We start from the raw sequence: 24,526 nt of genomic DNA on the forward strand, positions 1-24,526 counted from the left end.
ACATCGTATCGCTATTTTGATGAAATTCGGGGGTTAAGGCTTAGATTGACCTTAATAGCGATACCTGGTTTCGTTAGATTGATAAAGGACCTTTTTTGATGCAAATAGCGATATCCGGTTTCGTTACAACGGATGAATATACGGGAGCCATGCGCTCCTTGGGAGGACATAATGATGGAGGATCAAGAATGGATTGCCGGTAAGCACTCCCTAATGGAGGCGCTTAGAGCCGGACGAACAATCAACAAGATATGGATCGCAGAGGGCGCCCAGAAGCACTTAACCCAGCCGATTATTGCCGAGGCCAAAGCCCAGGGCATTGTCGTGCAATTTGTCGATAAGCGCAAGCTTGATACGATGGTACCGGGTGTGCAGCATCAAGGCGTAGTAGCTCAGGCGGCCCCGTATGCCTATGCCGAGGTTGAGGATCTACTTGCCAAGGCCGCTGAGCAAGGGGAGGCACCGTTCCTGCTCATTCTCGATGAGCTCGAGGACCCGCACAATCTGGGCTCGATTCTGCGTACTGCCGAATGTACGGGAGTTCATGGGGTCATTATTCCGAAGCGTCGCTCCGTTGCAGTCACAGCTACGGTATCGAGAACATCGGCCGGTGCTGTCGAATATGTTCCTGTTGCCAGAGTAACCAACCTCGTACAGACCATGGAACAGCTGAAGGAAGCAGGGGTATGGATCGTCGGAACCGATGTTGAAGCGAAGGAAGATATATATAGGGGCGGCAAAATATTGGGTGGACCCGTGGCGATTGTCATCGGGAATGAGAACAAAGGGATGGGGCGCTTGGTACGCGAGACCTGCGATGTATTGCTCAAGCTGCCGATGAACGGACGCCTTAATTCTCTGAACGCTTCGGTTGCTGCCGGAGTGATGATGTATGAAGTCATGCGCATTCGCCGCGCCGAAGGATAGCGCCTATGCGCGACAAGCGCGATGTCCTTCTGGTAGACGGATACAATATGATCGGTGGTTGGCCCGACCTGGCCGCATTGTCCAAGAGCGATTTAGAGGCAGCGCGCGATTCCCTGCTGGAGCGCTTGGCCGATTTCCAAGCCTTCTCTGGCAGGCAGGTTATCGTTGTTTTTGATGCTTATCGCGTGCCCGGACTAGGCAAATCCTTCATTCAGAATCAGGTGGAGGTCCACTTCACCAAGGAGAAGGAGACTGCTGATGAATGTATCGAACGGCTCTGTCACGAGTATGCGAGACCCAGACGGCAGATCTATGTTGCGACGAGTGATATGGTAGAGCAGCATGTGATTTTTGGCCAGGGTGCGCTGCGCGTATCGGCGCGTGAATTGCTGATTCAGATCGAACAGAGCGAGAAGGAAGTTCAGACCAAGATTGCGGAGCGGAGCAACAGCATTAGCCGCAATACAATCGACTCCAAGCTGAGTCCGGAATTGCGGAAAATGTTCGAACGATGGCGAAGAGAATAAAACGTTATCATTTTTTCGCCTTTATACCCTTGACATTGTTTATCTTTACATCTTTTGGCACTTTTGTTGTTGACGCTATCATGCACCTTCGTATATACTGTTCGTATTACTTGAATGAGTGACGGGGCACCGTGCGTTGCAGCCGGAGGGATTTATAGTGAGTGTCAACCTCGAGAGATGGGTTATGTTTGACTATGAAATCCAAAGTGATGAGGACATTGTCGAAGCCGTTCAGAATGGCGACAGTGAAGCGTTGGAATACTTGATCAACAAGTATCGCAGTTTTGTTCGAGCTAAAGCCAGATCCTATTTTTTGATCGGTGCCGACAGAGAAGATATCATTCAGGAAGGAATGATAGGTCTTTATAAGTCAATCCGGGACTTTCGGGGTGATAAGCTTGCTTCGTTCAAGGCGTTTGCCGAGCTGTGTATTACACGTCAGATCATTACTGCGATCAAGACGGCTACACGGCAGAAGCATATTCCGCTTAACTCATATGTCTCTTTGGACAAGCCGATATACGATGAGGATTCGGACAGGACGCTGCTGGACATTATCTGCGGCTCGCAGGTATGCGACCCTGAGGAACTGATTATCAACCAGGAGGAATTCGTGGGCCTGGAGGATAAGATGTCTGAAATACTTAGCGACCTGGAACGTAAAGTTCTCATGTTATATCTTGATGGCCGTTCGTATCAGGAGATCGCGGTGGATTTAGACCGTCATGTCAAATCGATCGACAATGCTCTGCAAAGAGTAAAACGAAAATTAGAACGCTATTTGGAAATTCGCGATGTTGGAATTTAATAATTCTTTAGGCGATGGATCTTGGTAGTTTGGAAGATAAAGGGAGGCTAGATGTTTAGCCGCCCTTTTTTAGTAGGCCTGATCGGGTTTATCTTCCAGAACAGTGACCAATACTAAATTTAATCGCTTAACAGGACCGAACCACTCGTTGACACAGAAAAAGCCATATGATAAAGTGTTTTAGGTAGGCCTAAATTCACTTTTGCGGGTTTGGGCTAATTTATGAGACTTCTCAGTTGAAGAATGTCTTCGGGAGGTGCACATCATGCGGGTAATTATTACGTTGGCTTGTACGAACTGCAAACAAAGAAACTACACGACAACAAAAAACAAGCGTAACCACCCGGACCGCATGGAGATGAAGAAATATTGCAAGTTTTGTAACGAGCAAGTTCCTCATCGCGAAACCAGATAGTCTTTGGAGGTGCAGTCGCGCATGAAACGGAGTTTCAAGTCGTTGATTTCTTTTTTCTCTGAAAGCTGGGCTGAGCTTAAAAAGGTTCGCTGGCCTAATCGTAAAGAGCTGACGAATTATACGCTTGTTGTGCTAGGTACAATAGTAGTTGTCGCTGTTTATTTTTGGGTACTTGATATCGGCATTTCTGCTGTGATCGAAGCGATAATTTAAGAAGGGTCCTTAGGTGGCTTGATATGGAAAAAAGATGGTACGTCGTTCATACCTATTCCGGGTATGAGAACAAAGTCAAAGCCAATTTGGAAAAGCGCGTCGAGTCAATGGGCATGGAAGACAAGATATTCCGCGTTCTTGTTCCGATGGAAGAAGAAGTGGTGAACAAGGATGGCAAGAAGAAAACCGTCATGCGCAAAGTTTACCCCGGATATGTCTTGGTGGAAATGATCCAGACTGACGATTCCTGGTATGTTGTTCGCAACACGCCGGGTGTAACTGGATTTGTTGGATCTACAGGATCGGGCTCCAAGCCAACACCTCTGCTTCCTGAGGAAGCGGATCAGATTTTGCAGCATATGGGCATGGAAGAACCGAAGCCGGTTGTAGAATTCGATCTTAAAGAATCCGTACGCATCAAAGTTGGTCCGTTTGCTAACTTTGTCGGCAGTATTGAAGAAATTCTCGTCGACAAGAGCAAGCTGAAGGTTCATGTCAACATGTTTGGTCGAGAAACCCCGCTTGAACTTGATTACAATCAAGTGGAAAAGATATAGGTTTCTTAGGGTTTCACGTGGGAGGGGCTAACGCTCCGTCTACCACTATTAGGGCAAGGAGGTGTCTCACATGGCAAAGAAAGTAATTAAAGTGGTGAAACTGCAAATTCCTGCAGGGAAAGCGAATCCTGCGCCTCCGGTAGGTCCGGCGCTTGGTCAAGCAGGTGTCAACATCATGGCATTCTGTAAGGAATTTAACGCTCGTACCGCTGATCAAGCTGGTTTGATTATTCCAGTAGAAATCTCGGTGTTCGAAGACCGTTCCTTTACATTTATTACCAAGACTCCACCGGCAGCAGTATTGCTTCGTGTAGCAGCGAAGATCGAGAAGGGTTCCGGTGAGCCAAACAAGAAGAAGGTTGCTACCGTTAAACGCGACGTTGTTCGTCAAATTGCGGAGCAAAAAATGCCTGACCTTAACGCAGCATCCGTTGAATCGGCTATGCGCATGGTTGAAGGTACTGCTCGCAGTATGGGCATCACAATCCAAGATTAATTCTTGGAGGCGGATGAGAATATCGACTATTTTCATCCAAGGATGAATTGACCATATGGAGTTGTTATATGACAATTCATCCCTAGTGGGAGGATTTTCCGCTAATACCACAAAAGGAGGACAAATTCATGGCTAAACATGGTAAGAAATACCTGGAAGCTGCTAAGCTGATTGATAGCGAAGCATTTTATGAGCCTTTGGAAGCTGTTGAATTGGTGAAAAAGGCTGCGACTGCAAAGTTCGACGAAACCGTTGAAGTAGCAGTTCGTTTGGGCGTTGACCCTCGTAAACAAGACCAAGCCGTTCGTGGTGTTGTTGTCTTGCCGCATGGCACAGGTAAAACACAACGCGTATTGGTATTCGCCAAAGGTGAAAAAGCGAAGGAAGCGGAAGTTGCTGGAGCAGATTTCGTTGGCGATCAAGATATGATCAACAAAATCCAACAAGGCTGGTTCGAATTCGATGTCTGCGTAGCGACACCGGATATGATGAGCGAAGTTGGTAAATTGGGCCGTCTGCTCGGTGGTAAAGGCCTTATGCCTAACCCTAAAGCAGGTACCGTTACTTTTGACGTTGCCAAAGCGGTTCAAGAAATCAAAGCGGGTAAAATTGAGTATCGTCTTGACAAACAAGGTCAAATTCATGCGCCAGTTGGTAAAGTTTCCTTTACTGCAGAGCAATTGAACGAAAACCTTAAAGCTCTTGTTGATGCACTGAACCGTGCTAAACCGGCTGCTGCCAAAGGCGTATACTTGAAGAACATCGCGATTTCCTCGACGATGGGCCCAAGTGCTCATGTTAGTACAGCTTCTTACAAGTAATGCCACTCTCGTAATAGAGAGAACGGGATTGACTTCAGGTGAATCTCTTGGTAAACTGATTGAGTTGTTCTAAGATGGGATCTGAATTTGAATATGTTTACCGTAGACAGTAGGTGCCGCAAGGCTTAATTTCCTACCGAGGTGTTCTGATAGAGCGTCAATCTATGATGACTTATCAAGCCTTCGTAATTCTACGGAGGCTTTTTTCATGAAGAGAAGAGCCTCTACCCAAACTTATAGGAGGTGTTCAGTGTGGCAAACGCTAAAGTGATTCAAGCAAAACAAGAAGCCGTTGATGTGGTTACTTCGAAGCTGCGTGAGAGCGCAACTACCGTAGTTGCTGACTACCGCGGACTTAACGTTGCTCAAGTGACGGAACTTCGCAAACAGCTTCGTGAAGCTGGCGTGGAATTCCAAGTGCTTAAGAATACGCTTGTTCGCCGTGCAACAGCAGCTGCCGAGCTTACTGAACTAGACGAAGTGTTGACTGGTCCTACAGCCATCGCTTTTAGTGTAGAAGACGCAGTAGCTCCAGCTAAAATTCTTAACGATTTCGCTAAGAAGAATGATGCGCTTAAAGTGAAAGGTGGCGTGGTTGAAGGCCGTGTTGTTGGCGCAGACCAAATCAAAGCGCTCGCGGAACTTCCGTCCCGCGAAGGTCTCCTTTCGATGCTCCTCAGCGTGCTTCAAGCACCTGTACGCAACTTTGCATTGGCAGTCAAAGCCGTTGCAGAGAAAGAAGAAGGCGCAGCAAGCGCTTAATCTTCTACCCCAAGTTAGTTAACTAACGAAAATTCAATAAAATAAAAATATACGGAGGTTCTATCATGAGTAAAGAAGCAATCTTGGAAGCCATTAAAGGCATGACTGTTCTTGAACTGAACGATCTTGTAAAAGCAATTGAAGAAGAATTCGGCGTAACTGCTGCAGCTCCAGTAGCTGTTGTAGGTGGCGCTGTTGGCGGTGCTGAAGCTGCTGAACAAAGCGAGTTTGACGTAATCTTGAATAATGCTGGTGCATCCAAGATCAACGTAATCAAAGTGGTTCGCGAAATCACTGGTCTTGGCTTGAAAGAAGCTAAAGAACTCGTTGACAACGCACCAAAACCATTGAAAGAAAAAGTAAGCAAAGAAGACGCAGAAGCTGTAAAAGCAAAATTGGAAGAAGCAGGCGCAACTGTAGAAGTAAAATAATCGTTTCTTCTATGGCAAACCCCTTGAACTTGATTCAGGGGGTTTGTTTTTGAATACTTTTAATTTTTGAACCTGGTGCTCTCTCTGCTCTTCGGGCCATTGCACTGGGGAGGGAAGCTGAATCATATTCCGGATGAAAGAGTTCGGGTGAATTGTTCTTCCGCCCGGATCGCAAGGGAACCCCAGACTCAAAAATAGAGGGCGAGCAAAAGATAGAATAGAGAAATTCGACCTTTGACCCGGATGGGAGAACGTTGATTTTTGCAGTATATTGGCTAAACTAGGAAGATGATGTCGAGAGACATAAGGAAACGACGTTACGGAGGAACTGTTAGAATGTCTGATCATTACTATACCAGTCGCCCTACTACAGCGCATGACCGGAGAAACTGGGAAGCGGAATTGCACGGTTATAAGCTGCGTTTTGTCAGCGATGCCGGTGTGTTTGCCAAAGGGGGCGTCGATTACGGCAGCCGTACTTTGATCGAAGCGATGGAGGTTCCGGTAAGCGCAGAAGTGCTGGATGTGGGATGTGGATATGGCCCGATTGGGTTAACGGCGGCGAAGCTGGCTAGTCAAGGTCATGTGACGATGATAGATGTAAATGGCCGGGCGGTGGAATTGGCGCGTGAAAATGCGCAAAACAACAAAATCGAGAATGTCACGATTCTGGAGAGTGATTTGTTCGCTGCTTTGGATGCAACATCACAGTTCGATGTCATCCTGACGAATCCGCCGATCCGTGCTGGAAAAGAAGTGGTGCACTCCATTTTTGAAGGGGCTTATGAGCGGCTTCGTTCAGGAGGTTCTTTATGGATCGTCATTCAGAAGAAGCAAGGCGCACCTTCGGCAAAGCAGAAGCTGGAATCGTTGTTCACTCAGATTGAGGAAGTTACGAAGGATAAAGGCTATCGTATTTATCGGGCGATCAAGTAAGAGATCTAATAGCAACGGGCTTCCTCTAACGGAAGTAGATGCTCTTATTGGGCTGGAATCAAAGAGCTTTATTTTCTAAGGGAAGTGGGATACCCTATTTGGTCAAATGGCTTGAATTTTCTCGGTAGGAACACGAAATAAAGCCCTGCTAGTTCCGTTATAATCTGCAAGTGTCAGATTTGAGGTAATAGAGGCGCCCAGTTCCGTTAGATTAATGACGATGGCAACTTAATTAATAATCCATCGTATATGCTGTTTCAAGCATAAAAAAGCCAAAATAATGTTTGACTTGACATTTCCATTGTGATATTATTATAAAATGTCAGTATTAGAATGCTCTTTATGTCTTTAGTTTACTGAAATGTCAAGAGTTTTTTACGAAGACAATGCATAAAACCGCATAGTTCTACGTATATTATGTACATTTTGGGTAAATCTACTGATACGGAGCCATTAGGACAGTGATGACACAGATAATGACGCTCTTTTTTCGAAAGTGTTCGATAAGGGCTTTTCTTTATTTGTGGATGAATCCGTTAGAACCTATTATAAAGGTACAAACACGGGTTCGCAATGATTTTTAAAGTGAGTAGACATAAGGGGTGAGTATAAGTTGGCAGGACATCTTGTTCAATATGGTCGACGCACTCGGCGAAGTTATGCACGAATTAACGAGGTACTCGAAGTTCCAAACCTGATTGAAATCCAACAGAAATCCTATGAGTGGTTCCTTGAAGAAGGGCTGCGGGAAATGTTTCAGGACATCTCTCCAATTCAGGATTTCACGGGTAATTTGGTATTGGAATTTATCGATTATAGTCTCGGCGAACCGAAGTATACGGTAGATGATGCAAAGGAACGCGATGTAACATATGCAGCGCCGCTTCGGGTCAAAGTCCGGCTCATTAATAAGGAAACGGGCGAAGTCAAAGAGCAGGAAGTATTCATGGGAGATTTCCCGCTGATGACGGAAACCGGTACGTTCATTATTAATGGTGCGGAACGGGTAATTGTCAGCCAGTTGGTTCGCTCTCCTAGCGTCTATTTCAGTACTAAAGTAGATAAGAACGGCAAAAAAGCCTATACCGCTACAGTAATCCCGAACCGCGGCGCATGGCTGGAGCTGGAGACGGACGCGAAGGACATCGTTTATGTCCGGATTGACCGTACTCGTAAAATTCCAGTAACCGTACTGCTTCGTGCTCTTGGCTTTGGTACGGACGCCGAGATTCTCGATTTGCTAGGTAATGATGAATATATTCGCAACACACTCGATAAGGATAACACCGACTCTACGGAGAAGGCCCTGATCGAGATTTACGAGCGTCTTCGTCCGGGTGAACCGCCTACGCTAGATAATGCGAAGAGCTTGCTGGTGGCGCGTTTCTTCGATCCAAAACGTTACGATCTGGCCAACGTAGGCCGTTACAAAATCAATAAAAAGCTTCATATCAAGAACCGTCTGTTCAATCATCGCCTCGCTGAGTCTTTGATTGATACTTCGACAGGTGAGATTATTGCTGAAGCGGGCCAAATGGTAGATCGCCGTTTGCTTGATGAAATTCTGACCTATCTCGAGAACGGAGTAGGCTTCAAGGATTATCATGTAGCGAATGGTGTTCTTGATGCGGATGATGTTCCTCTGCAGGTCATTGAAGTATTCTCGCCGATCGAAGATGGCAAGGTGGTCAAAGTGATCGCCAACCGCAACATCGATAAATCGGTGAAACACATTACGCCAGCGGATATCATCTCGTCGATCAGTTACTTCTTGAACTTGCTTCATGGCATCGGCAGCACGGATGATATTGACCATCTCGGCAACCGCAGACTTCGTTCGGTAGGCGAGCTCTTGCAGAACCAGTTCCGGATCGGTTTGTCCCGAATGGAACGCGTTGTACGCGAGAGAATGTCGATTCAGGACGCGAACCTGATTACGCCGCAGGCATTGATTAATATTCGTCCGGTAATTGCTTCGATTAAGGAGTTCTTCGGAAGCTCCCAGTTGTCGCAGTTTATGGATCAGACGAACCCGCTTGCAGAGTTGACGCATAAGCGTCGTCTGTCAGCGCTCGGCCCGGGCGGTCTGACACGGGAACGTGCCGGCATGGAAGTGCGTGACGTTCACCACTCTCACTATGGCCGGATGTGTCCAATCGAGACCCCGGAAGGTCCGAACATTGGTCTGATTAACTCCTTGTCTACTTTCGCCCGCATTAACGAGTACGGCTTCATTGAAGCTCCGTATCGTTGGGTTGATCCGAAGACAGGCGAAGTTACGGAGCAAATCTCTTATTTGACTGCAGATGAAGAGGATAACTATGTTATTGCTCAGGCCAACGCAGAACTTACGGAAGATAACAGATTCAAAGATGAAAATGTTATCGTTCGTTACAATAAACAATCCGATAACATCTTGACGATGCCAAGTGACCGGGTGGACTACATGGACATCTCTCCAAAACAGGTCGTATCCGTCGCTACGGCGTTGATTCCGTTCCTGGAGAACGATGACTCGAACCGTGCGCTGATGGGTTCGAACATGCAGCGGCAGGCTGTTCCGCTTCTGATTCCTAAAGCACCGCTTGTTGGTACTGGTATGGAGCATAAGTCGGCGAAAGACTCCGGTGTATGTATCGTGTCCAAATACGACGGAATTATTGAACGCTCGGCAGCGAATGAAATTTGGCTGCGTCGCGTTGAGATGGTGGATGGCAAGGAAGTCAAAGGCGACCTTGTTAAACATAAATTACACAAATTTATGCGTTCGAACCAAGGGACATGCATCAATCAGCGTCCAATTGTTAAGCGCGGCGATGTGATCAAGAAAGGCGATATCCTTGCCGACGGTCCTTCGACAGAAATGGGCGAATTGGCGCTTGGACGCAACGTGGTCGTTGCCTTCATGACATGGGAAGGCTACAACTATGAGGATGCGATCCTCCTTAGCGAGAAGCTTGTCAAAGAAGATGTCTACACTTCGATTCATATTGAAGAATATGAGTCCGAAGCTCGCGATACGAAGCTGGGACCGGAAGAGATTACACGTGATATTCCAAACGTCGGCGAAGAAGCGCTCCGCAATTTGGATGAGCGTGGTATTATCCGCGTAGGTGCCGAGATCGGCGCAGGCGATATCCTGGTTGGTAAAGTTACTCCGAAGGGTGTAACCGAACTGACTGCGGAAGAACGCTTGCTGCATGCCATTTTCGGTGAGAAGGCTCGCGAAGTCCGCGACACTTCGCTGCGTGTTCCTCACGGTACGGATGGTATCGTTGTAGACGTGAAGGTATTTACTCGTGAGAACGGCGATGAGCTTCCACCGGGAGTGAATCAACTCGTTCGTGTATATATTGCCCAAAAACGTAAAATTTCCGAGGGTGACAAGATGGCAGGACGCCATGGTAATAAGGGTGTCGTAGCTCGTATCTTGCCGGAGGAAGATATGCCGTTTATGCCGGACGGTACGCCTGTACAGGTTGTGCTTAACCCGCTCGGCGTTCCTTCACGGATGAACATCGGTCAGGTGCTTGAAGTGCATCTGGGCATGGCTGCTCTCCAGCTCGGTATTCACGTGGCTACTCCTGTATTTGACGGCGCCAATGAGTATGACGTCTTCGATACGATGGAAGAAGCGGGAATGCAGCGCAATGGTAAGACGATCTTGTATGACGGACGTACAGGTGAAGAATTCGAACGTGAAGTTACCGTTGGCGTCATGCATATGATCAAGCTGGCGCACATGGTTGACGATAAGATCCATGCCCGTTCAACCGGTCCTTACTCACTGGTTACGCAGCAGCCGCTCGGCGGTAAAGCTCAATTCGGTGGACAACGCTTCGGTGAGATGGAAGTGTGGGCGCTGGAAGCTTACGGTGCAGCTTATACGCTGCAGGAAATCCTGACTGTCAAATCCGATGACGTGGTCGGCCGGGTGAAGACTTACGAGTCTATCGTCAAAGGCGAGAACGTACCGGAACCTGGTGTGCCAGAATCATTCAAAGTTTTGATCAAGGAGCTTCAAAGCTTGGGTATGGATGTTAAGATCCTGTCCGAGGACGAGCAAGAGATCGAAATGAAGGAACTTGATGATGAAGATGATGCAACAGGGGATAAGCTGAGCCTTAACCTGGAAGGCGCTGAAGTCGGAGTAGAATAAAGTTTTTGGCGGCTTGCCGTCAATGGTGATAAACCTTGTTAAGGAGGGATGCTCCTTGTTGGATGTCAACAACTTCGAGTATATGAAAATCGGGCTTGCTTCCCCAGAGAAAATTCGTTCTTGGTCCCGCGGAGAAGTTAAAAAACCTGAAACAATTAACTATCGGACATTAAAACCGGAGAAGGAAGGGCTCTTCTGCGAGAAGATCTTCGGCCCAACCAAGGACTGGGAATGTCATTGCGGTAAATATAAAAGAGTTCGTTACAAAGGCGTCGTCTGCGATCGCTGCGGCGTTGAAGTAACGAGAGCGAAGGTTCGTCGCGAGCGGATGGGTCATATTGAACTGGCCGCTCCGGTGTCCCATATTTGGTATTTCAAAGGGATTCCAAGCCGTATGGGCTTGGCACTCGATATGTCGCCACGCTCTCTCGAAGAGATCATTTATTTTGCATCCTATGTTGTTACCGATCCAGGGGAGACTCCACTGGAGAAAAAGCAGCTGTTGTCCGAGAAAGAATACCGTAGCTACCGTGAGAAATATGGCTATGGATTCCAAGCCGGCATGGGTGCGGAAGCAGTTAAGGAATTGCTGCAGGATCTCGATATCGAGAAGGAAATGGACTTCCTCAAGGAAGAACTGCGTACAGCGCAAGGACAACGTCGTAACCGGGCGATCAAACGCCTTGAGGTTATCGAAGCATTCCGCAACTCCGGCAATAAGCCGGAATGGATGATTCTTGACGTGCTTCCGGTCATTCCGCCGGAGCTTCGTCCAATGGTTCAACTCGATGGCGGACGTTTCGCCACATCGGACTTGAACGATCTGTATCGCCGTGTTATTAACCGTAACAACCGTTTGAAGCGTCTGCTTGATCTTGGCGCTCCGGATATCATCGTTCAGAACGAGAAGCGGATGCTGCAAGAAGCGGTTGACGCCCTGATCGACAACGGCCGCCGTGGCCGTCCTGTAACCGGTCCGGGCAACCGTCCGTTGAAATCCTTGAGCCATATGCTCAAAGGTAAACAGGGTCGTTTCCGTCAGAACCTGCTCGGTAAACGGGTTGACTATTCCGGTCGTTCCGTTATCGTCGTAGGACCTTATCTGAAGATGTATCAATGTGGTCTGCCGAAGGAAATGGCATTGGAGCTGTTCAAGCCATTTGTTATGAAAGAGCTGGTTAACAAAGGCCTGGCTCATAATATCAAGAGTGCAAAACGCAAAGTAGAACGCGTTAGCCCAGAGGTTTGGGATGTGCTCGAAGAAGTCATTAAGGAACATCCGGTTCTGCTTAACCGTGCGCCTACGCTTCACCGTCTCGGTATCCAAGCGTTTGAACCGATTCTTGTTGAAGGACGCGCTATTCGTCTTCACCCACTCGTATGTACGGCATATAACGCCGACTTCGACGGTGACCAGATGGCTGTGCACGTTCCGTTGTCCGCAGAAGCTCAAGCGGAAGCCCGGATTCTGATGCTCGCCTCAGGCAACATCCTGAACCCGAAAGACGGTAAGCCGGTTGTAACGCCTTCTCAGGATATGGTTCTCGGCTCCTACTATCTGACTGTAGATGACAAGGAAGCCAAAGGTACCGGTATGCTTCTGTCTTCTGTGAATGAGGCAGTCTCGGCATATCAACGCGGTACGGCATCCCTGCACGCTCGTGTAGCGATTCCGGCTAAAGCGCTGAACAAGACTTCATTTACTGAAAAACAACAAAGTGCATTGTTGATTACGACGGTAGGTAAGATTATCTTCAACGAAATCTTCCCGGCCAGCTTCCCGTATATTAACGAGGCAACTCGTACTAATCTGCTTGAGGGAACTCCAGATCATTACTTCATCCATGAGAAGGGTGCCAATGTTCAAGAGCGTCTCATGGGTGAGAAGTTGATGAGCGGGGTAGGTAAGGAATATCTTGGGGAAATTATCGGCCGTTGCTTTGAGATTTATCAGACGACGGAAACTTCGATAATTCTCGACAGAATCAAACAAACCGGCTTTACTTACTCGACGCGCGCAGGTGTTAGTATCGCGGTTGCCGACGTTGTCGTGCCTGATGCGAAACAGGACATTATGCGTGAGTCTGAAGATAAAGTACAAGTGATTACCAATCAATATCGCCGCGGCTTGATTACCGATGAAGAACGGTATGACCGTGTTATCGATATCTGGTCGAAGGCCAAGGACCAAATTACCGATGTCCTGATGAAATCCATGGATCGCTTCAACTCGATCATGCTCATGGTTGACTCTAAGGCGCGGGGGAATAAATCGCAGATCACCCAGCTCGGTGGTATGCGGGGTCTCATGGCTACGCCATCCGGCCGAATTTATGAACTGCCAATTAAAGCGAACTTCCGTGAAGGTCTGACGGTCTTGGAGTACTTTATCTCCACACACGGTGCGCGTAAAGGTCTGGCCGATACCGCACTTCGTACCGCTGACTCAGGTTATCTGACACGTCGTCTCGTTGACGTTGCGCAGGACGTAATCGTTCGCGAGGATGATTGCGGAACCGACAAAGGAATCACGGTTAGCCGGATTGAAGACGGCAAGGAGATCATCGAGAACCTGTATGACCGTATTGAAGGACGTTACTCCTTCGAGACGATCAAACATCCGGAATCCGGTGAGATTATCGTTCACCGCAATGAGCTGATCGATAGTGATAAGGCGAATGCGATCGTCAATGCAGGTGTTACGAAGCTGCAAATCCGTTCGGTGCTTAGCTGCCGCGCTCGTCATGGAGTATGTAAGAAATGTTATGGTCGTAACCTGGCTACTGGCAAACACGTTGAGATTGGTGAAGCGGTTGGTATTATCGCTGCTCAATCCATCGGTGAACCAGGGACCCAGCTTACCATGCGTACTTTCCATACCGGTGGTGTTGCCGGCGACGATATTACACAAGGTTTGCCGCGTATTCAGGAGCTCTTCGAAGCACGGAATCCGAAAGGGCAAGCTACGATCAGTGAAATCGATGGCGTCGTGAAAGAAATTCGCGAAGCTAAGGATCGCCGTGAGATCGAAGTGGATGGCGAAGCAGAAACCAAAACCTATTCGGTTACTTACGGTTCCCGTCTGCGCGTAAGCGAAGGACAGCATATTGAAGCTGGGGATGAACTGACCGACGGTTCGATTGACCCGAAGGAAATTCTGCGTATTAAAGGTATTCGCGGCGTACAGAACTACATTCTGCAGGAAGTACAACGCGTATATCGTAACCAGGGCGTAGAAATCAACGATAAGCACATTGAAGTTATGGTTAGACAAATGCTTCGCAAGATCCGTATTGTCGATTCTGGCGATACTACCCTCTTGCCAGGTTCATTCGTCGACCTGCATGAATATGAGAAAGCCAACAAAGAAGCGATCTTGTCTGGTCAAGAGCCTGCCGTGGCCAAACCGGTATTACTGGGGATCACCAAGGCTTCGCTTGAGACGGATTCCTTCTTGTCGGCAGCATCCTTCCAGGAGACAACTCGCGTCCTTACTGATGCGGCAATCAAGGGCAAAGTGGATAAACTGCTCGGCCTGAAAGAGAATGTCATCATCGGTAAGCTGATTCCGGCAGGTACTGGTATGAACCAGTATCGCAGTATTCAATTCGATGAGCCGGAAGGCAACGAGGCGAATGAGGAAAATCTGGAAACTGTATCTGTAGAGTAGTAGAACTAACACGCGTGATCCGGGCGGAATCATTCCGTTCGGATCACGATTTATATTTACGGAAGAGAAGCGGGTTATCGTGTTCTAAGAGAAGAAAATCAGCTAAGAAAAACATTGATACAAATTGCTTGACATCGCCTAACGAGAATGATAATATATCGTAGTGCGTGAGTACGGAATTCCCTGTACTTTGGAGGACGATGATATGTCTTATGATAAAGGATTACAGGATGCTCATGTTAAAATCGGTACCAAGCAAACGATGCGTATCGTCGAGCTTGGACGAGCCGAGGAAGTATATGTAGCTGAAGATGCAGATCCACGTTTGAAATCGAAGATCATTGCGCTATGCACTCAACATGCGGTCAAGGTCACTTTGGTGGATACGATGCAAAATCTCGGCAAAGCCTGCGGGATTGAAGTTGGTGCGGCAATGGCTGCGGTTGTAAAACCATAGTTTGATAGGAATGTTTTTGCTGAAGGGATACCTTAACGGCAAAAACTTTTCATTTGTTCTTTTATGAACCGCCTGGGTCTGTGGGCTTAACAAAAAGGTTTGTAAAGAATGTTAAAGAATCGAGGAAGGGGGTGGCAACAACATGCCAACAATTAACCAATTAGTCCGTAAAGGACGTCAAGACAAGGTGTACAAATCTAAATCGCCAGCATTGCAAAGAGGTTATAACGCTCTTAAACGTGAAGCTACCGATCTTAGTTCCCCACAAAAACGTGGTGTTTGTACTCGTGTAGGTACGATGACTCCTAAGAAACCGAACTCCGCACTTCGTAAATATGCCCGTGTTCGTTTGACGAACCGTGTTGAGGTGACGGCTTACATTCCAGGGATCGGTCACAACTTGCAAGAACACAGCGTTGTTTTGATTCGTGGTGGACGGGTAAAAGACCTTCCGGGGGTACGTTATCACATCGTGCGCGGTGCGCTTGATACCGCTGGTGTTAACAACCGGATGCAAGCTCGTTCCAAGTATGGTGCTAAACGTCCAAAAGCTAAGAAATAATATTTCCGAAAAATAGGTTTGGACTAATAATGAAAGGGGGATAACTATGCCACGCAAAGGTCCAGTTACAAAAAGAGACGTATTGCCGGATCCGGTGTATAACAGCAAGCTTGTTACTCGCTTGATCAACCGCATTATGATCGATGGTAAGCGCGGTGTTGCACAAAGCATTCTGTACAATTCGTTCAACATCATTCAAGAACGTACGGGGAATGACCCGATGGAAGTGTTTGAAGCAGCGATTAAGAATATCATGCCTGTCCTGGAAGTTAAAGCTCGCCGTGTAGGTGGTGCTAACTACCAAGTGCCGATCGAAGTTAAACCGGAAAGACGTACTTCCTTAGGATTACGTTGGCTCGTAAACTACTCCCGCAACCGCGGCGAGAAGACTATGGAAGAGCGTTTGGCAGCAGAGATTATCGATGCTTCCAACAACACGGGTGCTTCCGTTAAGAAACGCGAAGACACGCATAAAATGGCTGAAGCGAACAAAGCGTTCGCACACTATCGTTGGTAGGATTCAGCAACTAATAATAAACTTCTATTTTGAAGGGAGAAAAATTGCATGGCAAGAGAGTTCTCCTTGAAAAATACACGTAACATCGGGATCATGGCGCATATTGACGCCGGTAAAACTACCACGACGGAACGTATCTTGTTCTACACCGGTATTAACCATAAGATTGGGGAGACTCATGAAGGCTCCGCGACGATGGACTGGATGGAGCAGGAACAAGAGCGCGGAATTACAATTACGTCCGCTGCTACGACCGCTGCTTGGAAGGGGCACCGCGTAAATATCATCGATACCCCGGGACACGTTGACTTCACAGTAGAAGTTGAACGTTCCCTGCGTGTATTGGACGGGGCAGTAGGCGTGTTCAGTGCGAAGGAAGGCGTAGAGCCTCAGTCTGAAACGGTTTGGAGACAGGCTGACAAATATAGCGTTCCTCGTATCGCTTATGTCAATAAAATGGATATTATCGGCGCAGATTATCTTAACGTAGTTAACGATATGCGCGAGCGTTTGCAAGCAAACGCAGTAGCTATCCAATTGCCTATCGGTGCTGAGAATGATTTTGTCGGTATTATCGACTTGATCGCTCAAAAAGCATATATGTACAAAGATGACTTAGGTCAAAATATCGAGGAAACTGAAATTCCTGCGGATTATGCAGCGAAAGTTGAAGAACTTCGTGCAGAATTGGTTGAGAAGGTTGCAGAACTTGATGAAGAATTGACTATGAAATACCTTGAAGGTGAAGAAATCACTGTTGAAGAACTGAAAGCAGCTCTTCGTAAAGGTGTAGTAGAAGTTAAGATCTTCCCGGTTGTGTGCGGTTCCTCTTATCGCAACAAAGGCATCCAGCTTATGCTTGATGCAGTCGTAGACTACTTGCCTGCGCCGGTCGATGTACCAAGCATTCAAGGTCACTTGGATGACGGTACCGAGGTTGAACGTCATTCTTCTGATGAAGAGCCGTTCTCCGCGCTTGCATTTAAGATTATGACAGACCCTTACGTTGGTAAGCTTACGTTCTTCCGTGTATACTCCGGTATTTTGCAATCCGGTTCGTATGTACTGAATGCAACGAAGAACAAGCGCGAACGTATTGGACGGATCCTGCAAATGCATGCTAACAGCCGTAAAGAGATCAGCGAAGTATACGCTGGTGATATCGCAGCAGCTGTTGGTTTGAAAGACACAGGAACTGGTGATACACTGTGTGATGAGAAGTCTCCAGTAATTCTGGAATCGATGAACTTCCCTGATCCGGTTATCGAAATCGCTGTTGAACCTAAGACAAAAGCGGACCAAGACAAGATGAGCGTTGCCCTCGGTAAATTGACTGAGGAAGACCCTACCCTTCGTGCTCATACGGACGAAGAGACAGGTCAAACGATCTTGGCTGGTATGGGTGAGCTTCACCTCGATATCATCATCGAGCGTATGCGCCGTGAGTTCAAGGTAGAGACCAATGTGGGTAAACCACAGGTTGCTTACCGTGAAACATTCAAGGTTCCTGCGCGTGTTGAAGGTAAATTCGTTCGCCAATCCGGTGGTCGTGGTCAATACGGTCACGTATGGGTTGAGTTCGAGCCGCTTGAAGCAGGTTCAGGCAACCAATTCGAGAGCAAGATTGTCGGTGGTTCGGTTCCTAGAGAATACATCGCACCTGCTCAACAAGGTATCGAAGAAGCAATGAAGAACGGTGTTCTCGCTGGTTTCCCTGTAGTGGACGTGAAGGCTACAATCGTAGACGGTTCGTACCATGACGTTGACTCCAGTGAAATGGCGTTTAAGATCGCTGGTTCCATGGCGCTTAAGGCTGCTAAGGAAAAAGCACAACCGGTTCTGCTTGAGCCAATCATGAAGGTTGAAGTTACTGTTCCGGAAGAGTACATGGGTGATGTTATGGGGATGCTGAACTCCCGTCGTGGCCGTATCGAAGGTATGGACTCACGTGGCGGCGCTCAAATCATCCGCGCGAAAGTGCCTCTTTCCGAAATGTTCGGTTACTCCACAACTCTTCGTTCCGGTACGCAAGGACGCGGCGTGTTCTCGATGGAATTGTCTCACTATGAAGAGGTTCCTCGTAACATCTCCGAAGAGATCGTATCGAAACACAAAGGTGCAGAATAATTTTCTGTATTTTCTAGCCGGGAGTAGATGACCTGAATAAGGATTTGCTCCCAGGTTAGTCCAACATATTAATCTTATTTTTAAGGAGGAAATGTTTAAAATGGCAAAGGCTAAATACGAACGTACAAAACCGCATGTTAACATCGGTACAATTGGTCACGTTGACCATGGTAAAACTACGCTGACTGCAGCGATCACAACTGTGTTGTCCAAAACTTATGGCGGTGCTGCTGTAGCATTCGATCAAATCGACAAAGCTCCAGAAGAGCGCGAACGTGGTATCACAATCTCCACTTCCCACGTTGAATATGAAACTCCTAACCGTCACTATGCACACGTTGACTGCCCAGGGCACGCCGACTATGTTAAAAACATGATCACTGGTGCTGCTCAAATGGACGGAGCAATCCTGGTTGTATCCGCAGCTGACGGCCCAATGCCGCAAACTCGCGAGCACATCCTGTTGTCCCGTAACGTAGGCGTTCCTTACATCGTTGTATTCTTGAACAAATGCGACATGGTTGAAGACGCTGAACTTCTTGAATTGGTTGAAATGGAAGTTCGTGACTTGCTGAACGAATATGAATTCCCAGGCGATGATACTCCAATCATCCATGGTTCCGCTCGTGAAGCTCTCATGAACCCAGACGGCGACTGGGCTAAGAAAATCGTTGAAATGTTTGAAATCATCGACGAGTACATTCCGCTTCCAGAGCGTCCAGTTGACAAGCCATTCCTTATGCCTGTCGAGGACGTATTCTCCATCACTGGCCGTGGTACAGTTGCTACAGGCCGTGTAGAGCGTGGTACTGTTAAAGTCGGCGACGAAATCGAAATCGTGGGTATCCGCGAAGAAACTAAGAAATCCGTCGTTACTGGCGTAGAAATGTTCCGTAAATTGCTTGATTCCGCTGAAGCAGGCGATAACATCGGTGCATTGCTCCGTGGTGTTGACCGTAACCAAATCGAACGCGGTCAAGTATTGGCAAAGCCAGCTTCCGTTAATCCGCATACTGAGTTTACCGCTCAAGTATACGTATTGACTAAAGAAGAAGGCGGACGTCATAAGCCTTTCTTCACTGGCTACCGTCCACAATTCTATTTCCGTACAACTGACGTTACAGGTGTTATCAACCTGCCAGAAGGTACTGAAATGGTTATGCCTGGCGACAACATCGAAGTTGCTGTTTCCCTGATCTCCCCAATCGCGATTGAAGAAGGAACTCGCTTCTCCATCCGTGAAGGCGGACGTACTGTTGGATCCGGCGCTGTTGTATCCATCAGCAAATAATTTAAGCTTATGCTTCTTAGAGACTCGTTCCTTATGGAACGAGTCTTTTTGCATGTATGGCCTGTTGGAGGATGTGACCGTGAGAGCAGCGAGAACAGCGGGTGGCGGTGAACAAGGGCGGGGATCTAGAATGGTAGCCCACGAGGTCAAGAAGCTATCAGAGGAAGCCGGATTTATAGCTGTACAAATCATGAACCAACTTTAGCAGCCCTTAAGAATGACAACAAAAGTATGGAGGTTGTTGCAGTTGCGTTGTAAGCAGTTGGTTTGGTCAGAAAATGAGCATCAGATTCAAGAAGAGATGTGTTTCTTCATATTATAGAGTTTGTGCAGCGCAGCTCGAATGAGCTTGCAACTGTGGAAATCCGAATTAAACATTCCTTTATATATAGAAGAAATCGGTTTGAACTGATGTCTCAGGCTGCCAGAACGGAAGGCACATCGAATGCGTCATCCCCAAAATCAAAGGATTCAGAATAATAAGATAAATATAATAAATTTTGCTTGCAATGAGCACAGCTTTTCTATATAATAATGAATGTTGTTCTGTGACGTTGCGATGAAGTGGGAGGTTACTGACACACCCGGCCCCTTTGCCATGGGTTAGGTGGTTGGAAAATTTCCATGGAGTATGTCCGATCTCAAATTGGGCGATAGAAGGAGGGAATAAAATGGCAAAGCAAAAAATTCGTATTCGTTTGAAAGCTTACGACCACAGAATTCTTGATCAATCCGCAGAGAAAATCGTTGAAACGGCAAAACGTTCGGGTGCTGGTGTATCTGGACCGATTCCGCTTCCAACCGAGAAACAAGTGATTACTATTCTCCGTGCGGTACACAAGTACAAGGATTCCCGGGAACAATTCGAAATGCGCACTCATAAGCGCTTGATCGATATTGTGAACCCGACTCCACAAACTGTGGATGCCTTGATGCGCTTGGACCTGCCGTCCGGTGTAGATATCGAGATTAAATTGTAATATCCATTTTTGAATGGAAACGAAAGAGGAAAAGAGGTGTCAACATGAAAGGTATCTTAGGGAAAAAGCTCGGGATGACTCAAGTATTTACCCCAGAAGGTAATGTCATTCCTGTTACAGTTATTGAAGCAAGCTCTAACGTAGTTCTGCAAAAGAAAGACGTAGAGAACGATGGCTATGAAGCGATCCAACTTGGCTACTCCGATAAGAAAGAAAGCAGAGTAACTAAGCCGGAAGCTGGTCATGCGAAAAAGGCAAATACAACGCCTAAGCGCTACGTTCGCGAAATTCGCGGTGTTGACTTGGCAGGATATGAAGTTGGCCAGGAGGTCAAAGTTGATATTTTTGCTGAGGGCGAATTTGTTGACGTAACAGGTATTTCGAAGGGTAAAGGTTTCCAAGGCGTAATTAAACGCTGGGGACAAAGCCGCGGCCCTATGGCTCACGGTTCCCGTTACCATCGTAGACCTGGTTCTATGGGTTCCATCCAAGCGAACCGTGTTCCTAAAGGCAAACGTCTTCCAGGACATATGGGTAGCGAAACTGTAACGATTCAGAAGCTTGAAATCGTGAAGGTTGATGCAGAACGTAATGTACTGCTCGTTAAAGGTTCGATCCCAGGTCCTAAAAATAGTTTCGTAAAAGTTAAAGAAACCATCAAAAAATAATTAACTGAAGAAAGGAGGAACAAAAAATGCCAAAAGTAGCAGTTTTTAATGTTAGCGGTAGCCAAGTTGGCGAGGTAGAATTGAACGATGCAGTATTCGGTATCGAACCGAACACTCATGTGCTTCATGAAGCTGTTGTTATGCAACGCGCTTCCCTTCGCTTTGGTACCCATAAAGTAAAAGGACGCTCCGAAGTTCGCGGCGGTGGTCGTAAACCTTGGAAGCAAAAAGGAACAGGACGTGCCCGTCAAGGTTCGATCCGTTCTCCGCAATGGGTTGGTGGCGGTATCGTATTCGGACCGACTCCACGCAGCTATGCTTACAAATTGCCGAAAAAAGTTCGTCGTCTGGCGATCAAATCGGCTTTGTCTGCTAAAGTTATCGATCAGGACATTATCGTACTTGATGCTTTGAGCTTGAATGCACCTAAGACTAAAGAATTTGCTGCCATCTTGAACAACCTGAAGGTTGATCGCAAGGCGCTTGTTGTAGCTCCTAGCTATGACGACAATGTAGCACTTTCCGCTCGTAATATCCCTGGTGTTAAATTTGTAGCAGCTGACGGCATTAATGTTCTTGACGTGCTCTCGCACGACAAACTGATCATTACGAAGGAAGCAGTTCAGAAGGTAGAGGAGGTGCTCGCGTAATGAAAGATCCTCGTGATATTATTAAGCGTCCGGTAATCACAGAACGTACTGCTGATTACATGAACGAACTTAAATATGTGTTCGAAGTCGACATTCGTGCCAACAAGACCGAAATTAAAAAAGCGGTTGAAGAGATCTTCAAAGTTAAAGTGAGCAATGTGAATACTCTGCGTGTTCCTGGCAAGCCAAAACGTTATGGACGTCATTTCGGTTATACTCCGGAATGGAAGAAAGCGTTCGTGACTTTGACTCCGGACAGCAAACCGCTCGAATTTTTTGAATCGGTATAAAATTGTCTAAAGTAAGGAGGGAAATCTAGTGCCTATCAAAAAGTATAAACCGACATCTCCGGCAAGACGTGGAATGTCCGTATCGACATTCGAAGAAATCACCACAGATACTCCGGAGAAATCCTTGCTTGCGCCACTGAGCAAAACAGCTGGTCGCAACAACCAAGGTAAAATTACTGTGCGTCACCATGGCGGTGGACACAAACGTAAATATCGTATCATCGACTTCAAACGGAACAAAGATGGAATTCCAGGCCGCGTTGCTACTATCGAGTACGACCCGAACCGGACTTCTAACATCGCTTTGATCAACTATGCTGACGGTGAAAAACGCTACATTATTGCTCCACAAGGGCTTAAAGTAGGCGACGTTATCGAGTCTGGCGTAGGTTCCGACATCAAAATCGGAAACTCACTTCCACTTGAGAACATCCCGGTGGGTACAGTTATCCACAACATCGAGCTGAAACCAGGTAAAGGCGGACAACTCGTTCGTGCTGCCGGTACTGAAGCTCAATTGCTCGGTAAAGAAGACAAATACGTAACCGTTCGTCTTTCTTCTGGCGAAATGCGTAAAATTCTTAAAGTTTGCCGCGCTACAATCGGTTCTGTAGGTAATGCAGACCATGAATTGATCAAGATCGGTAAAGCGGGCCGCAATCGCTGGAAGGGCCAACGTCCTGAAGTTCGCGGTGTTGTTATGAACCCTAACGATCACCCTCATGGTGGTGGTGAAGGTCGTGCTCCGATCGGCCGTAAATCGCCATTGTCTCCTTGGGGCAAACCAACCCTTGGTTACAAGACGCGTAAAAAAGGCAAAGCATCTGATAAGTATATCGTTCGTGGCCGCACGAAGTAATCCGCGCCTCGCGGATCACTTCACGGCAGTGAATTATAGTTCGAAACAAGCAGTATGAAGGGAGGATATTAAATGAGCCGTAGTCTTAAAAAAGGACCTTTTATTGACGGATATATGTTGAAAAAGGTGGAAGAAGCGAGCGCATCGAACAAGAAAGTGGTTATTAAAACTTGGTCGCGCCGTTCGACAATTTTCCCACAATTCATCGGCCATACTTTTGGTGTATACGACGGACGCAAACACGTACCTGTATACGTAACAGAGGACATGGTAGGACATAAACTTGGTGAATTTGCTCCAACCCGTACCTACAAAGGTCATACGGATGACGACAAGAAAACGAGACGCTAAACGATAAGTTCTTCGTTTGAGAGGAGGTAACAACACATGGAAGCTAAAGCACATGTAAAGTCTGTTCGCATTGCTCCCCGCAAAGCTCAACTCGTAGTTGACTTGATCCGTGGTAAGCAAGTTGGCGAAGCGATCGCAATTCTCCGCCATACTCCAAAGGGCGCATCCCCGATCTTGGAGAAGCTTCTGAATTCGGCGATTGCTAATGCTGAACACAACTATTCTATGGATGTAAATAAATTGGTTATTACGCAAGCTTACGTAAACCAAGGTCCGACAATGAAACGTTTCCGCCCTCGTGCAATGGGACGTGCTAGCCGGATCAACAAACGCACAAGCCACATTACTTTGGTGGTATCCGAAAAATAAGGAGGGAAAACGTGTGGGCCAAAAGGTAAATCCGGTCGGATTACGAGTAGGGATTATCCGTGATTGGGAATCCAAATGGTATGCAGGCAAAGATTTCGGTGATCTCTTGCTTGAAGACGTTAAAATTCGTGAACACCTGAAGAATAAATTGAAAGACTCCGCAGTATCTCGCATTGAAATCGAGAGAGCGGCTAATCGTGTGAATGTGACGATCCACACTGCGAAACCAGGTATGGTTATCGGTAAAGGTGGTTCGGAAGTTGAAAATCTGCGTAATGAAATTACGAAGATCGCAGGTGGCAAGAAGGTTCACATCAATATTTCTGAAATTAAACACCCTGATCTTGACGCAATTCTCGTTGCTGAGAGCATCGCACAACAATTGGAACGTCGTGTTTCTTTCCGTCGTGCTTTGAAGCAAGCAATCCAAAGAACTATGCGTTCAGGAGCGAAAGGGATTAAGACAGCAGTCAGCGGTCGTCTCGGCGGTGCTGAAATTGCTCGTACAGAGGGCTACAGTGAAGGAACTGTTCCACTTCATACGCTCCGCGCCGACATCGATTACGGTACGGCAGAAGCACATACGACTTATGGACGTATTGGCGTGAAAGTATGGATCTATCGTGGAGAGGTTCTTCCTACGGCTAAGAAACAACCAGCTGCTCAGGAAGGAGGCAACTAAT

Annotated in this window: 27 protein-coding genes and 1 other annotated feature; all 27 genes read left to right on the plus strand. The window is 47.1% G+C overall.

Translation table 11 applies throughout. From position 1 onward, the window contains the following. Nucleotides 1–174: 174 nt before the first annotated feature. The 27 genes from rlmB (at nt 175) to rpsC (ending at nt 24,525) form a co-directional block, all read left to right on the plus strand. Nucleotides 175–927 (plus strand): 23S rRNA (guanosine(2251)-2'-O)-methyltransferase RlmB, encoded by a 753-nt coding sequence (rlmB, locus tag BN1360_RS06525; RefSeq protein ID WP_068779085.1) that lies wholly within the window; start codon nt 175–177, stop codon nt 925–927. Between the two features lie 5 nt (nt 928–932). Then, nucleotides 933–1,454 carry an NYN domain-containing protein gene (locus BN1360_RS06530; protein WP_068779086.1) on the plus strand — a complete coding sequence of 174 codons (522 nt, stop codon included), beginning with the start codon at nt 933–935 and terminating at the stop codon, nt 1,452–1,454. Nucleotides 1,455–1,638: 184 nt separating this feature from the next. Then, the gene (gene sigH / locus BN1360_RS06535) at nt 1,639–2,262 is read left to right on the plus strand and encodes an RNA polymerase sporulation sigma factor SigH (protein WP_218653073.1); all 624 of its coding nucleotides are present in this window, start codon (nt 1,639–1,641) and stop codon (nt 2,260–2,262) included. A 265-nt stretch (nt 2,263–2,527) separates the two neighbouring features. Further along, entirely contained in the window at nt 2,528–2,677 is a 150-nt protein-coding gene (gene rpmG, locus BN1360_RS06540) for a 50S ribosomal protein L33 (protein ID WP_009226622.1), read from the plus strand. Nucleotides 2,678–2,698: 21 nt separating this feature from the next. After that, on the plus strand, nt 2,699–2,890 hold the full coding sequence (gene secE, locus BN1360_RS06545; RefSeq protein ID WP_068779088.1) for a preprotein translocase subunit SecE: 192 nt from the start codon (nt 2,699–2,701) through the stop codon (nt 2,888–2,890). A 23-nt stretch (nt 2,891–2,913) separates the two neighbouring features. After that, nucleotides 2,914–3,447 carry a transcription termination/antitermination protein NusG gene (gene nusG, locus BN1360_RS06550; RefSeq protein WP_068779089.1) on the plus strand — a complete coding sequence of 178 codons (534 nt, stop codon included), beginning with the start codon at nt 2,914–2,916 and terminating at the stop codon, nt 3,445–3,447. Nucleotides 3,448–3,517: 70 nt separating this feature from the next. Next, nucleotides 3,518–3,943 (plus strand): 50S ribosomal protein L11, encoded by a 426-nt coding sequence (gene rplK, locus BN1360_RS06555; protein ID WP_044482537.1) that lies wholly within the window; start codon nt 3,518–3,520, stop codon nt 3,941–3,943. A 128-nt stretch (nt 3,944–4,071) separates the two neighbouring features. Then, entirely contained in the window at nt 4,072–4,764 is a 693-nt protein-coding gene (gene rplA / locus BN1360_RS06560; RefSeq protein ID WP_068779090.1) for a 50S ribosomal protein L1, read from the plus strand. Between the two features lie 82 nt (nt 4,765–4,846). Continuing rightward, nucleotides 4,847–4,980, plus strand: a sequence feature (ribosomal protein L10 leader region). A gap of 36 nt (nt 4,981–5,016) precedes the next feature. Continuing rightward, complete coding sequence (rplJ, locus tag BN1360_RS06565) at nt 5,017–5,526, plus strand: 50S ribosomal protein L10 (protein WP_068779091.1); 510 nt, start codon at nt 5,017–5,019, stop codon at nt 5,524–5,526. Nucleotides 5,527–5,591: 65 nt separating this feature from the next. After that, nucleotides 5,592–5,957 carry a 50S ribosomal protein L7/L12 gene (rplL, locus tag BN1360_RS06570; RefSeq protein ID WP_068779092.1) on the plus strand — a complete coding sequence of 122 codons (366 nt, stop codon included), beginning with the start codon at nt 5,592–5,594 and terminating at the stop codon, nt 5,955–5,957. Between the two features lie 336 nt (nt 5,958–6,293). Then, on the plus strand, nt 6,294–6,893 hold the full coding sequence (locus BN1360_RS06575) for a class I SAM-dependent methyltransferase (RefSeq protein ID WP_068779093.1): 600 nt from the start codon (nt 6,294–6,296) through the stop codon (nt 6,891–6,893). 613 nt (nt 6,894–7,506) lie between these two features. After that, the gene (rpoB, locus tag BN1360_RS06580) at nt 7,507–11,052 is read left to right on the plus strand and encodes a DNA-directed RNA polymerase subunit beta (RefSeq protein ID WP_068779094.1); all 3,546 of its coding nucleotides are present in this window, start codon (nt 7,507–7,509) and stop codon (nt 11,050–11,052) included. Between the two features lie 55 nt (nt 11,053–11,107). Then, nucleotides 11,108–14,722 (plus strand): DNA-directed RNA polymerase subunit beta', encoded by a 3,615-nt coding sequence (gene rpoC, locus BN1360_RS06585; RefSeq protein ID WP_068779095.1) that lies wholly within the window; start codon nt 11,108–11,110, stop codon nt 14,720–14,722. A gap of 205 nt (nt 14,723–14,927) precedes the next feature. Next, nucleotides 14,928–15,179, plus strand: a complete 252-nt coding sequence (locus BN1360_RS06590; protein WP_068779096.1) for a ribosomal L7Ae/L30e/S12e/Gadd45 family protein — start codon at nt 14,928–14,930, stop codon at nt 15,177–15,179. A 142-nt stretch (nt 15,180–15,321) separates the two neighbouring features. Beyond that, nucleotides 15,322–15,741 carry a 30S ribosomal protein S12 gene (rpsL, locus tag BN1360_RS06595; protein ID WP_068779097.1) on the plus strand — a complete coding sequence of 140 codons (420 nt, stop codon included), beginning with the start codon at nt 15,322–15,324 and terminating at the stop codon, nt 15,739–15,741. A gap of 46 nt (nt 15,742–15,787) precedes the next feature. Then, nucleotides 15,788–16,258, plus strand: coding sequence for a 30S ribosomal protein S7 (gene rpsG / locus BN1360_RS06600; protein ID WP_068779098.1), 471 nt, complete (start codon nt 15,788–15,790; stop codon nt 16,256–16,258). A gap of 48 nt (nt 16,259–16,306) precedes the next feature. After that, a complete protein-coding gene (gene fusA / locus BN1360_RS06605; RefSeq protein ID WP_068779099.1) occupies nt 16,307–18,385 on the plus strand; it encodes an elongation factor G in 2,079 nt (692 codons plus the stop codon). A 100-nt stretch (nt 18,386–18,485) separates the two neighbouring features. Next, nucleotides 18,486–19,676: an elongation factor Tu gene (gene tuf / locus BN1360_RS06610; RefSeq protein ID WP_068779100.1), complete on the plus strand. Its 1,191-nt coding sequence runs from the start codon at nt 18,486–18,488 to the stop codon at nt 19,674–19,676. Between the two features lie 79 nt (nt 19,677–19,755). Beyond that, nucleotides 19,756–19,881 (plus strand): hypothetical protein, encoded by a 126-nt coding sequence (locus tag BN1360_RS26190; protein ID WP_256872519.1) that lies wholly within the window; start codon nt 19,756–19,758, stop codon nt 19,879–19,881. A 466-nt stretch (nt 19,882–20,347) separates the two neighbouring features. Beyond that, the gene (gene rpsJ / locus BN1360_RS06615) at nt 20,348–20,656 is read left to right on the plus strand and encodes a 30S ribosomal protein S10 (RefSeq protein WP_006676490.1); all 309 of its coding nucleotides are present in this window, start codon (nt 20,348–20,350) and stop codon (nt 20,654–20,656) included. Nucleotides 20,657–20,700: 44 nt separating this feature from the next. After that, on the plus strand, nt 20,701–21,324 hold the full coding sequence (gene rplC, locus BN1360_RS06620) for a 50S ribosomal protein L3 (RefSeq protein WP_068779101.1): 624 nt from the start codon (nt 20,701–20,703) through the stop codon (nt 21,322–21,324). 26 nt (nt 21,325–21,350) lie between these two features. Beyond that, entirely contained in the window at nt 21,351–21,974 is a 624-nt protein-coding gene (rplD, locus tag BN1360_RS06625) for a 50S ribosomal protein L4 (RefSeq protein WP_068779102.1), read from the plus strand. Then, the gene (gene rplW / locus BN1360_RS06630) at nt 21,974–22,264 is read left to right on the plus strand and encodes a 50S ribosomal protein L23 (protein WP_068779103.1); all 291 of its coding nucleotides are present in this window, start codon (nt 21,974–21,976) and stop codon (nt 22,262–22,264) included. The genes rplD and rplW overlap by 1 nt, the downstream gene beginning before the upstream one ends. 28 nt (nt 22,265–22,292) lie before the next feature. Next, complete coding sequence (gene rplB, locus BN1360_RS06635; RefSeq protein ID WP_068779104.1) at nt 22,293–23,123, plus strand: 50S ribosomal protein L2; 831 nt, start codon at nt 22,293–22,295, stop codon at nt 23,121–23,123. Nucleotides 23,124–23,195: 72 nt separating this feature from the next. Further along, on the plus strand, nt 23,196–23,474 hold the full coding sequence (gene rpsS / locus BN1360_RS06640) for a 30S ribosomal protein S19 (RefSeq protein WP_068779105.1): 279 nt from the start codon (nt 23,196–23,198) through the stop codon (nt 23,472–23,474). A 36-nt stretch (nt 23,475–23,510) separates the two neighbouring features. Next, nucleotides 23,511–23,843: a 50S ribosomal protein L22 gene (gene rplV, locus BN1360_RS06645; protein WP_068779106.1), complete on the plus strand. Its 333-nt coding sequence runs from the start codon at nt 23,511–23,513 to the stop codon at nt 23,841–23,843. 13 nt (nt 23,844–23,856) lie between these two features. Then, on the plus strand, nt 23,857–24,525 hold the full coding sequence (rpsC, locus tag BN1360_RS06650; RefSeq protein ID WP_068779107.1) for a 30S ribosomal protein S3: 669 nt from the start codon (nt 23,857–23,859) through the stop codon (nt 24,523–24,525). Nucleotide 24,526 lies beyond the last annotated feature (1 nt).

Origin of the sequence: Paenibacillus sp. GM2 (genome assembly GCF_900069005.2) — a bacterium.
In the GTDB taxonomy this organism is placed as follows: domain Bacteria; phylum Bacillota; class Bacilli; order Paenibacillales; family Paenibacillaceae; genus Fontibacillus.

What these genes read in the sequence shown, in the direction of transcription:
- BN1360_RS06575 (WP_068779093.1), top strand. Translation starts at nt 6,294, where the DNA reads ATGTCTGATCATTACTATACCAGTCGCCCTACTACAGCGCATGACCGG.
- rplW (WP_068779103.1), top strand. Translation starts at nt 21,974, where the DNA reads ATGAAAGATCCTCGTGATATTATTAAGCGTCCGGTAATCACAGAACGT.
- rplC (WP_068779101.1), top strand. Translation starts at nt 20,701, where the DNA reads ATGAAAGGTATCTTAGGGAAAAAGCTCGGGATGACTCAAGTATTTACC.
- rpmG (WP_009226622.1), top strand. Translation starts at nt 2,528, where the DNA reads ATGCGGGTAATTATTACGTTGGCTTGTACGAACTGCAAACAAAGAAAC.
- rplV (WP_068779106.1), top strand. Translation starts at nt 23,511, where the DNA reads ATGGAAGCTAAAGCACATGTAAAGTCTGTTCGCATTGCTCCCCGCAAA.
- sigH (WP_218653073.1), top strand. Translation starts at nt 1,639, where the DNA reads ATGTTTGACTATGAAATCCAAAGTGATGAGGACATTGTCGAAGCCGTT.
- rpsG (WP_068779098.1), top strand. Translation starts at nt 15,788, where the DNA reads ATGCCACGCAAAGGTCCAGTTACAAAAAGAGACGTATTGCCGGATCCG.
- tuf (WP_068779100.1), top strand. Translation starts at nt 18,486, where the DNA reads ATGGCAAAGGCTAAATACGAACGTACAAAACCGCATGTTAACATCGGT.
- rplL (WP_068779092.1), top strand. Translation starts at nt 5,592, where the DNA reads ATGAGTAAAGAAGCAATCTTGGAAGCCATTAAAGGCATGACTGTTCTT.
- fusA (WP_068779099.1), top strand. Translation starts at nt 16,307, where the DNA reads ATGGCAAGAGAGTTCTCCTTGAAAAATACACGTAACATCGGGATCATG.
- rpsJ (WP_006676490.1), top strand. Translation starts at nt 20,348, where the DNA reads ATGGCAAAGCAAAAAATTCGTATTCGTTTGAAAGCTTACGACCACAGA.
- rlmB (WP_068779085.1), top strand. Translation starts at nt 175, where the DNA reads ATGGAGGATCAAGAATGGATTGCCGGTAAGCACTCCCTAATGGAGGCG.
- BN1360_RS06530 (WP_068779086.1), top strand. Translation starts at nt 933, where the DNA reads ATGCGCGACAAGCGCGATGTCCTTCTGGTAGACGGATACAATATGATC.
- rplA (WP_068779090.1), top strand. Translation starts at nt 4,072, where the DNA reads ATGGCTAAACATGGTAAGAAATACCTGGAAGCTGCTAAGCTGATTGAT.
- rpsL (WP_068779097.1), top strand. Translation starts at nt 15,322, where the DNA reads ATGCCAACAATTAACCAATTAGTCCGTAAAGGACGTCAAGACAAGGTG.
- rplD (WP_068779102.1), top strand. Translation starts at nt 21,351, where the DNA reads ATGCCAAAAGTAGCAGTTTTTAATGTTAGCGGTAGCCAAGTTGGCGAG.
- BN1360_RS06590 (WP_068779096.1), top strand. Translation starts at nt 14,928, where the DNA reads ATGTCTTATGATAAAGGATTACAGGATGCTCATGTTAAAATCGGTACC.
- nusG (WP_068779089.1), top strand. Translation starts at nt 2,914, where the DNA reads ATGGAAAAAAGATGGTACGTCGTTCATACCTATTCCGGGTATGAGAAC.
- rplK (WP_044482537.1), top strand. Translation starts at nt 3,518, where the DNA reads ATGGCAAAGAAAGTAATTAAAGTGGTGAAACTGCAAATTCCTGCAGGG.
- rpsS (WP_068779105.1), top strand. Translation starts at nt 23,196, where the DNA reads ATGAGCCGTAGTCTTAAAAAAGGACCTTTTATTGACGGATATATGTTG.
- secE (WP_068779088.1), top strand. Translation starts at nt 2,699, where the DNA reads ATGAAACGGAGTTTCAAGTCGTTGATTTCTTTTTTCTCTGAAAGCTGG.